At 53.9% G+C, this 10,377-nt stretch carries 8 protein-coding genes; all 8 read left to right on the top strand.

Annotated elements, in window-relative coordinates:
• Nucleotides 1-217 precede the first annotated feature (217 nt).
• The 8 genes from lrhA to nuoH all read left to right on the top strand — a co-directional run bounded on the left by lrhA (nt 218) and on the right by nuoH (nt 10,374).
• Nucleotides 218-1,156, top strand: a complete 939-nt coding sequence (gene lrhA / locus ACSZPU_RS09440; RefSeq protein WP_498997904.1) for a transcriptional regulator LrhA — start codon at nt 218-220, stop codon at nt 1,154-1,156.
• Between the two features lie 622 nt (nt 1,157-1,778).
• Nucleotides 1,779-2,222, top strand: coding sequence for an NADH-quinone oxidoreductase subunit NuoA (gene nuoA, locus ACSZPU_RS09435; RefSeq protein WP_498997902.1), 444 nt, complete (start codon nt 1,779-1,781; stop codon nt 2,220-2,222).
• Nucleotides 2,223-2,237: 15 nt separating this feature from the next.
• On the top strand, nt 2,238-2,912 hold the full coding sequence (nuoB, locus tag ACSZPU_RS09430) for an NADH-quinone oxidoreductase subunit NuoB (RefSeq protein ID WP_097161758.1): 675 nt from the start codon (nt 2,238-2,240) through the stop codon (nt 2,910-2,912).
• A gap of 89 nt (nt 2,913-3,001) precedes the next feature.
• On the top strand, nt 3,002-4,804 hold the full coding sequence (gene nuoC, locus ACSZPU_RS09425; protein WP_498997901.1) for an NADH-quinone oxidoreductase subunit C/D: 1,803 nt from the start codon (nt 3,002-3,004) through the stop codon (nt 4,802-4,804).
• A 2-nt stretch (nt 4,805-4,806) separates the two neighbouring features.
• Nucleotides 4,807-5,307, top strand: a complete 501-nt coding sequence (nuoE, locus tag ACSZPU_RS09420; RefSeq protein WP_498997899.1) for an NADH-quinone oxidoreductase subunit NuoE — start codon at nt 4,807-4,809, stop codon at nt 5,305-5,307.
• Nucleotides 5,304-6,641, top strand: a complete 1,338-nt coding sequence (nuoF, locus tag ACSZPU_RS09415; RefSeq protein WP_498997897.1) for an NADH-quinone oxidoreductase subunit NuoF — start codon at nt 5,304-5,306, stop codon at nt 6,639-6,641. Before nuoE ends, nuoF begins: the two co-directional genes overlap by 4 nt.
• A 32-nt stretch (nt 6,642-6,673) precedes the next feature.
• Entirely contained in the window at nt 6,674-9,400 is a 2,727-nt protein-coding gene (gene nuoG, locus ACSZPU_RS09410) for an NADH-quinone oxidoreductase subunit NuoG (protein ID WP_498997896.1), read from the top strand.
• A complete protein-coding gene (gene nuoH / locus ACSZPU_RS09405; protein ID WP_498997895.1) occupies nt 9,397-10,374 on the top strand; it encodes an NADH-quinone oxidoreductase subunit NuoH in 978 nt (325 codons plus the stop codon). The genes nuoG and nuoH overlap by 4 nt, the downstream gene beginning before the upstream one ends.
• Nucleotides 10,375-10,377: the final 3 nt, after the last annotated feature.

The following is a 10,377-nucleotide window of genomic DNA, read 5'->3' as shown; positions in this document are numbered from 1 at the left end:
ATTCAGGCAACCGTCTGTGGTGTTTGCAGAGCTAAGATTGGCGGCTTAGCGTTGCACTTCGGAGTTGAATCCGCCAACTATAAACACCAGAACTTTTTGTCAAGTTGACCAGGGTGATAACTCTGCTGGATGCACATTAAAAAGGGAATTGCTTAAATCTTACGCGCACAGCATAAAGCCGGGTAACTCCGAGTGAGGAACCCGTAAGTGAAAAATTATGATAAATGCAAATCGTCCGATACTGAATCTCGACCTCGATCTGCTGAGAACCTTCGTTGCGGTCGCTGATTTGAACACGTTCGCTGCGGCAGCAGCTGCAGTTTGTCGCACCCAGTCAGCGGTAAGTCAGCAAATGCAAAGACTGGAGCAGTTAGTAGGGAAGGAGCTTTTTGCCCGTCATGGTCGAAATAAGCTGTTAACTGAGCACGGCATTCAGTTACTGGGCTATGCAAGAAAGATCTTACGTTTCAATGATGAAGCATGTACATCGCTAATGTTTAGCAATTTACAAGGGGTGTTAACAATTGGCGCTTCTGATGAATCCGCCGACACCATCTTGCCGTTCCTGCTCAATCGTATTAGTTCTGTTTATCCAAAACTTGCATTGGATGTGCGTGTCAAACGCAACCCCTTCGCCGGGGACAGACTGCAGGAAGATGATGTGGATCTTATCGTTACCACCAACCGGCCAGGTCAATTCGATTGCCTGACGCTGCGGACTTCACCTACGCACTGGTACTGTTCTGCGGAATTCGTACTGCAAAAAGGTGAGGCGGTGCCCTTGGTTCTGTTGGATGAACCCAGCCCGTTCCGCGATATGGTGATTAATGCGCTTAATGCGGCGGATATTCCCTGGCGTATTGCCTATGTGGCATCTACGCTTTCGGCGGTAAAAGCGGCAGTAAAAGCGGGGCTGGGTATCACCGCTCGTCCCGTTGAAATGATGAGTCCTGATTTACGGGTGTTGGGTAAATCAGATGGCTTACCTCTCTTGCCCGAGACCGAATATCTGCTTTGCTATAATCCGCTCAGTCAAAATGAGCTGGCGCAAGTGATTTTCGACGCAATGGAGCACTACCAAAATCCGTGGCATTACGGCAGTAGTGCCACCGAAGGGGGAGGTGATTCCCTGGTGGTTGAGGGGGATTTTGGCTAACAACGGCCCCAAAAACTGGTAACAAAATGTAAGTGTAAAAATGGGCCGCTGGCAGAAAAACGCTGTCATCGGTTCGTTTTTTGCACAAATTATTGCTTTTTGAATCATCAATTCTTTAAATAGTCCATTAAATCAGTAAGTTAATGGCCTCTCCTGCTATCTCACCTCATTTGTTCTATAGTTTTTGGTAATGGTCATCCATGTTAAAAAACTAGCTATTTTGTTGCCGTTTTTAGTGGTGAATTAACAAAAGCGTGTCACAGATCAAGAAAATACTCCCACAGAGGGGGAGGAATCCGCGCAAAATCCTGTCAAAATAAGAGGGTAATATTTGTAAAACCTCACAACGGACACGATTCAACACCCTAAAAGATCATGGGCTTTATTGAGGTTGATGAAGAAAACGGCATTAAATGTTAATGAATTGCTGTCGATGTAAACTAATGTGAGGAAACTTTTGTTAAAGTTGACAAAAGGTTATAGAAAGGAGTAAAAACCCACATCGTTTGGCTGACTTTGTCAAATTCTTACTTGACGTGTGGTTTTATTCCCCCCCATGAATCGATGTAGCGCCATCTGCCGAGAAGAGCAGAGTATTAAGCGCTACCTTTTGAGCTAAGCAATGCGTATGTCAACATCCACTGAAATCATCGCTCACCATTGGGCGTTCGCTATCTTTCTTATTGTCGCTATTGGCCTGTGCTGCCTGATGCTCATCGGTGGCCGGTTCCTCGGAGGTCGGGCGCGTGCAAGACACAAAAACGTCCCCTTCGAGTCCGGTATCGATTCTGTAGGCTCAGCTCGCCTTCGTTTGTCTGCCAAGTTCTACCTGGTGGCCATGTTCTTCGTCATCTTCGACGTTGAAGCGCTCTATTTATATGCATGGTCAACCTCCATTCGCGAGAGTGGTTGGGTTGGTTTTGTCGAAGCCGCAATTTTCATTTTAGTGCTGCTGGCAGGTCTTGTTTACCTGGTGCGAATCGGTGCGCTGGACTGGACGCCTGCGCGTTCACGCCGCGAACGAATCAATCCGGAGACTAGCAGCTACACTAATCGTCAACGCTAACCGCGAGGCAATAAGATGGATTATACGCTCACCCGCATAGATCCCAACGGTGAGAACGACCGTTACCCCCTGCAAAAACAGGAGATCGTAACTGACCCCCTGGAGCAAGAAGTCAACAAAAGCGTGTACATGGGCAAGCTCGAAAATGCCCTGCACGATATGGTGAACTGGGGCCGCAAAAATTCAATTTGGCCTTATAACTTCGGCCTGTCATGTTGCTATGTCGAAATGGTGACGTCGTTTACGGCGGTGCACGACGTGGCACGTTTTGGCGCTGAAGTTTTGCGTGCTTCTCCGCGTCAGGCAGACCTGATGGTTGTCGCAGGGACCTGCTTTACCAAAATGGCGCCGGTTATCCAGCGTCTGTATGACCAGATGCTCGAGCCGAAATGGGTCATTTCCATGGGCGCATGCGCGAACTCCGGCGGAATGTACGATATCTATTCCGTTGTGCAGGGCGTTGATAAATTTATTCCGGTTGATGTGTACATCCCGGGATGCCCGCCGCGTCCGGAAGCCTATATGCAGGCCTTGATGCTGTTGCAGGAATCCATTGGTAAAGAACGCCGCCCGCTGTCATGGGTTGTTGGCGATCAGGGCGTTTATCGCGCCAATATGCAATCAGAGCGCGAGCGTAAACGCGGCGAACGTATTGCCGTCACGAATCTGCGTACACCTGACGAGATTTAATTTGCGCCTGTAGGTAATGGGAAACACTTCGCATTTTAATAATCAACTAACGCGGAGCCTTACCTGACAGTCACCACGGACCTTTTGCAATGGTGAACAATATGACTGACTTAACTGCGCAAGAAGCCACATGGCAGACCCGGGATCACCTTGATGATCCGGTCATTGGCGAGCTGCGCAACCGTTTTGGGCCGGATGCCTTTACCGTTCAGGCTACCCGCACCGGGATACCCGTTGTTTGGGTGAAGCGCGAACAGTTACTGGAAGTGGGCGATTTCCTTAAGAAACTGCCAAAACCTTACGTCATGCTGTTTGATTTACACGGCATGGACGAACGTCTTCGCACGCACCGCGCGGGTTTACCTGCCGCGGATTTTTCCGTTTTCTACCACCTGATTTCCATTGAACGCAATCGCGATATCATGCTCAAGGTGGCGTTGTCTGAAAACGATCTGCGTGTACCGACGTTCACCAAACTTTTCCCTAACGCCAACTGGTATGAGCGCGAAACCTGGGAAATGTTCGGTATCGATATCGAAGGCCACCCACACCTGACGCGCATCATGATGCCGCAAACGTGGACAGGCCACCCGCTGCGTAAAGATTATCCGGCACGTGCGACCGAATTCGACCCGTTTGAGCTGACCAAAGCCAAGCAGGATCTGGAAATGGAAGCGCTGACCTTCAAACCGGAAGACTGGGGCATGAAGCGTAGCACCGACAACGAGGACTTTATGTTCCTCAACCTCGGTCCTAACCACCCGTCTGCGCACGGTGCATTCCGTATTATTCTCCAGCTTGATGGCGAAGAGATTGTCGACTGTGTTCCGGATATCGGCTACCACCACCGTGGTGCTGAGAAGATGGGCGAGCGTCAGTCCTGGCACAGCTACATTCCGTATACCGACCGTATCGAGTACCTCGGCGGCTGCGTAAACGAAATGCCATACGTGCTGGCTGTTGAGAAACTGGCGGGCATTAAGGTGCCGGAACGCGTTGACGTCATCCGCGTAATGCTGTCCGAGCTGTTCCGTATCAACAGCCACCTGCTGTACATCTCCACGTTCATTCAGGACGTCGGTGCAATGACCCCAGTCTTCTTCGCCTTTACCGATCGTCAGAAAATCTACGATCTGGTTGAAGCGATCACCGGCTTCCGTATGCACCCGGCCTGGTTCCGTATCGGTGGCGTCGCGCACGACCTGCCGCGCGGCTGGGATCGTCTGCTGCGCGAATTCCTCGACTGGATGCCGAAGCGTCTGGCCTCTTACGAGAAAGCCGCGCTGCGTAACACCATTCTGATTGGTCGTTCTAAAGGCGTTGCGGCTTACGGCGCGAAAGAAGCGCTGGAGTGGGGCACCACTGGTGCTGGCCTGCGTGCGACCGGTATTGATTTCGACGTGCGTAAAGCCCGTCCATACTCTGGCTACCAAAACTTCGACTTCGAAGTCCCGGTGGGCGGCGGTGTTTCCGACTGCTACACCCGCGTGATGCTGAAAGTGGAAGAGCTGCGTCAGAGTCTGCGCATCCTTGAGCAGTGCCTCAAAAACATGCCGGAAGGCCCGTTCAAAGCGGATCACCCGCTGACTACGCCGCCGCCGAAAGAGCGCACGCTGCAACATATCGAAACCCTTATCACGCACTTCCTGCAGGTTTCCTGGGGGCCGGTCATGCCGGCGCAAGAATCCTTCCAGATGATTGAAGCAACGAAGGGTATTAACAGTTACTACCTGACCAGCGATGGCAGCACTATGAGCTACCGTACCCGTATTCGTACCCCGAGCTATGCGCATCTGCAGCAGATCCCGGCGGCGATTCGCGGTAGCCTGGTATCAGACCTGATCGTCTATCTGGGTAGTATCGATTTTGTTATGTCAGATGTGGACCGCTAATTATGCACGAGAATCAATTACCAGAAACCGAGGCTTTTGAGCTGAGTGCGGCAGAGCGTGATGCGATAGAGCACGAGAAGCACCACTACGAAGACCCGCGTGCGGCGTCCATCGAAGCGCTGAAAATCGTTCAGAAACAGCGTGGTTGGGTGCCGGACGGTGCAATCTACGCCATCGCTGATGTGCTGGGTATCCCGGCAAGCGATGTGGAAGGGGTGGCGACGTTCTACAGCCAGATTTTCCGCCAGCCGGTAGGCCGCCACGTTATCCGCTACTGCGACAGCGTAGTTTGCCACATTACCGGTTATCAGGGCATTCAGGCCGCGCTTGAGAAAAAACTCAATATCAAACCGGGACAGACGACGTTCGACGGTCGTTTTACGCTGTTGCCGACCTGTTGTCTGGGCAACTGTGATAAAGGTCCGAACATGATGATCGATGAGGACACTCACAGCCATCTGACCCCGGAAGCTATCCCTGACTTGCTGGAGCGGTATAAATGAAAGACGTTATCCGTACTCCCGAAACTCATCCGCTGACGTGGCGTCTGCGTGATGACAAACAGCCGGTCTGGCTGGATGAATATCAAAGCAAAAACGGTTATGCCGGTGCGCGTCGTGCTTTGACCGGAATGGCCCCGGACGACATCGTCAATGAGGTCAAAGCGTCCGGTCTGAAAGGCCGCGGCGGTGCAGGCTTCTCCACGGGTCTGAAGTGGAGCCTGATGCCAAAAGACGAATCCATGAACATCCGTTACCTGCTGTGTAACGCCGATGAAATGGAGCCGGGTACCTACAAAGACCGTTTGCTGATGGAGCAACTGCCGCACCTGCTGGTGGAAGGCATGCTCATTTCTGCGTTTGCGCTGAAAGCATACCGTGGCTACATCTTTCTGCGTGGCGAATATATTGAAGCTGCGGTGCACCTTCGGCGTGCGATTGCGGAAGCGACCGAAGCCGGTCTGCTGGGCAAAAATATTCTCGGCAGCGGTTTTGACTTCGAACTGTTCGTGCACACCGGGGCAGGGCGTTATATCTGTGGTGAAGAAACCGCGCTGATTAACTCCCTCGAAGGCCGTCGTGCCAACCCACGTTCCAAACCGCCGTTCCCGGCGAGTTCTGGCGTGTGGGGCAAACCGACCTGCGTCAATAACGTTGAAACCCTCTGTAACGTCCCGGCGATTCTGGCGAACGGCGTGGAGTGGTATCAGAACATTTCGACCAGTAAAGATGCTGGCACCAAACTGATGGGCTTCTCCGGCCGCGTGAAGAATCCGGGCCTGTGGGAGCTGCCGTTTGGTACTACCGCACGTGAAATCCTTGAGGATTATGCAGGTGGTATGCGCGATGGTCTGAAATTCAAAGCCTGGCAGCCAGGTGGTGCAGGGACTGACTTCCTGACCGAATCTCACCTCGATTTGCCAATGGAATTCGAAAGCATCGGTAAAGCGGGCAGCCGTCTGGGTACTGCGCTGGCAATGGCCGTGGACCACGAGATTGGCATGGTGCCGCTGGTACGCAACCTGGAAGAGTTTTTCGCCCGCGAATCTTGCGGCTGGTGTACACCGTGCCGTGATGGTTTGCCGTGGAGCGTGAAAATTTTGCGCGCGTTAGAGCGTGGCGAAGGCCAGCCTGGGGATATCGAGACACTTGAGCAACTGTGTCGTTTCCTCGGTCCGGGTAAAACCTTCTGCGCGCATGCGCCTGGTGCGGTTGAGCCGCTGCAGAGCGCCATTAAATATTTCCGCGACGAATTCGAGGCAGGCATCAAGCAGCAGTTCAGCAATACCCAGGCAATTAGTGGTATTCAGCCGAACCTGCTTAAGACGCGCTGGTAATCTAAAGAATTATTTATTTTGGAAGCATGCTAATGGCTACGATTCATGTAGACGGCAAAGAATACGAGGTTAACGGAGCAGACAACCTGTTACAGGCATGTCTCTCTATGGGCCTTGATATTCCTTATTTTTGCTGGCATCCGGCGCTGGGCAGCGTGGGTGCGTGCCGCCAGTGTGCGGTGAAGCAATATCAGAACGCGGAAGACACGCGTGGTCGCCTGGTCATGTCCTGTATGACCCCGGCAACCGATGGCACCTTTATTTCTATCGATGACGAAGAAGCGAAGCAGTTCCGCGAAAGCGTTGTAGAGTGGCTGATGACCAACCACCCGCACGACTGTCCGGTCTGCGAAGAGGGCGGCAACTGCCACCTGCAGGATATGACCGTGATGACAGGTCATAGCTTCCGTCGTTATCGTTTCACCAAACGTACTCACCGCAACCAGGACCTGGGGCCGTTCATCTCTCACGAAATGAACCGCTGCATCGCCTGCTATCGCTGCGTGCGTTACTACAAAGACTACGCAGACGGTGCGGATCTGGGCGTGTATGGCGCGCATGACAACGTCTACTTCGGTCGTCCGGAAGATGGCACGCTGGAAAGCGAGTTCTCCGGTAACCTGGTAGAAATCTGTCCGACCGGTGTTTTCACCGATAAAACGCACTCCGAGCGTTACAACCGTAAGTGGGACATGCAGTTTGCGCCGAGCATCTGCCAGCAGTGCTCGCTGGGCTGTAACACCAGCCCGGGTGAACGTTACGGTGAACTGCGTCGTATCGAAAACCGTTACAACGGTACCGTTAACCACTACTTCCTCTGCGACCGTGGTCGTTTTGGCTATGGTTATGTGAACCTGAAAGACCGTCCGCGTCAGCCGGTTCAGCGCCGTGGCGATGACCTGATCACCCTCAACGCCGAGCAGGCGATGCAGGGCGCGGCAGATATTCTGCGCCAGTCGAAGAAAGTGATCGGTATCGGCTCCCCGCGTGCCAGCGTTGAAAGCAACTTTGCGCTGCGTGAGCTGGTGGGTGCAGACAACTTCTATACCGGCATCGCAAACGGCGAGCAGGAACGTCTGCAGTTAATGCTTAAAGTGCTGCGCGAAGGCGGTATCCGTACCCCGGCGCTGCGCGAAATTGAATCTTACGATGCAGTTCTGGTGCTGGGCGAAGACATTACCCAGACCGGTGCACGTGTCGCCCTGGCGGTTCGTCAGGCGGTGAAAGGCAAAGCACGCGAAATGGCAGCGGCCCAGAAAGTGGCTGACTGGCAGATTGCGGCGATCCTTAACATCGGCCAGCGCGCCAAACACCCGCTGTTCGTGACCAACGTCGATGATACCCGTCTGGACGATATTGCCGCATGGACCTACCGTGCGCCGGTTGAAGATCAGGCGCGTTTAGGCTTCGCCATCGCTCATGCGCTGGATGACGCTTCTCCGGCAGTTGACGGTCTGAGCAACGACCTGCGTGGCAAGGTTGATGTTATCGTCCAGGCACTGGCCGGGGCGAAAAAACCGCTGATCATTTCCGGTACCAATAACGGTAGCGCCGCTGTGATTCAGGCCGCCACTAACGTGGCGAAAGCGCTGAAAGGCCGCGGTGCCGATGTCGGTATCACCATGATTGCCCGTTCGACCAACAGCGTCGGTCTGGGTCTGATGGGCGGTGGTTCGCTGGATGACGCGCTGACCGAACTGGAAACCGGTGCCGCTGATGCGGTTATCGTGCTCGAAAACGATCTGCATCGTCATGCTGCTGCCAGCCGCGTGAATGCCGCGCTGGATAAAGCGCCGCTGGTGATGGTGATTGACCATCAGCGCACGGCGATTATGGACCATGCACATCTGGTTCTGTCTGCGGCAAGCTTCGCGGAAAGCGACGGTACGGTTATCAACAACGAAGGCCGCGCACAGCGCTTCTTCCAGGTGTATGACCCAAGCTACTACGACAACAAAACCATCATGCTGGAAAGCTGGCGCTGGCTGCACTCCCTGCACAGCACCGTGCAGAGCCGTGAAGTGGACTGGACGCAGCTAGATCATGTTATCGACGCTGTGGTTGAAAAACTGCCGCAATTCGCCGGTATCAAAGACGCTGCCCCGGACGCGAGCTTCCGTATCCGTGGTCAGAAACTGGCTCGTGAGCCGCACCGCTACAGTGGTCGTACGGCAATGCGCGCCAATATCAGCGTCCACGAACCGCGCCAGCCGCAGGATAAAGACACCATGTTCGCCTTCTCCATGGAAGGGAACAACCAGCCATCCGCACCGCGTTCACAAATCCCGTTCGCATGGGCACCGGGCTGGAACTCCCCGCAAGCATGGAACAAATTCCAGGCTGAGGTGGGTGGCTCTCTGCGCCACGGCGATCCGGGCGTGCGTCTGATTGAAGCCTCGGCTAACGGTCTGGATTACTTCACTACCGTTCCGGCAGGCTTTGAAGCGCAGGACGGTCAGTGGCGAATCGCGCCTTACTACCATCTGTTCGGCAGTGATGAAATGTCTCAGCGTTCTCCGGTCTTCCAGAGCCGTATGCCGGAGCCGTACATCAAACTCAACCCGGCAGATGCCGCGAAGTTGGGTGTGAATGTCGGCGCGTACATTTCGTTCAGCTACGACGGTCAGACTATCAGTCTGCCGCTGCAGCTTTCCGAAGGGCTGACGGCAGGGCAGGTTGGTTTGCCGATGGGCATGCCGGGCATTGCACCGGTACTGGCCGGAGTACGTCTTGAAAATCTGCAGGAGGCGCAAGCATGAGTTGGTTAACTCCGGATCTTATCGACATTCTGTTGGGTATCATCAAGGCTGTCGTGATCCTGCTGGTCGTCGTCACCTGCGGCGCGCTGATGAGTTTTGGCGAACGTCGTCTGCTCGGGCTGTTCCAGAACCGTTACGGACCGAACCGCGTAGGCTGGGGTGGTTCACTCCAGATCGTCGCGGACATGATCAAGATGTTCTTTAAAGAGGACTGGATCCCGAAATTCACCGACCGCGTGATTTTCACCATCGCGCCGATGATTGCCTTTACTTCGCTGCTGCTGGCCTTCGCTATCGTGCCGGTCAGCCCGGGTTGGGTAGTGGCAGACCTCAACATCGGGATTCTGTTCTTCCTGATGATGGCGGGACTGGCGGTCTACGCGGTGCTGTTCGCCGGTTGGTCGAGTAATAACAAATACTCTCTGTTGGGTGCGATGCGTGCTTCCGCGCAGACGCTCAGCTACGAAGTGTTCCTCGGGCTTTCCCTGATGGGCGTGGTGGCGCAGGCCGGTTCATTCAACATGACCGACATCGTCAATAACCAGGCTGATATCTGGAACGTTATCCCGCAGTTCTTTGGCTTTATCACTTTTGCCATTGCAGGCGTGGCGGTGTGTCACCGCCATCCGTTTGACCAGCCGGAAGCCGAGCAGGAACTGGCCGATGGTTACCACATTGAATATTCCGGTATGAAGTTCGGTCTGTTCTTTGTGGGGGAATACATCGGTATCGTGACCATCTCTGCACTGATGGTGACGCTGTTCTTCGGTGGCTGGCATGGCCCGTTCTTACCGCCATTCATCTGGTTCGCGATTAAAACCGCGTTCTTTATGATGATGTTCATTTTGATTCGCGCTGCATTACCCCGTCCGCGTTATGACCAGGTAATGTCCTTCGGCTGGAAAGTGTGCCTGCCGCTGACGCTTCTCAATTTGTTAGGTACGGCGGCTGTCATTCTCTGGCAAGCGCAATAAGGG

Source organism: Phytobacter sp. V69 (assembly GCF_965644215.1).
GTDB lineage: Bacteria > Pseudomonadota > Gammaproteobacteria > Enterobacterales > Enterobacteriaceae > Phytobacter.
The sequence above is the reverse complement of the archived record's forward strand: the minus strand, read 5'-3'. Positions and strand labels throughout refer to the sequence as shown.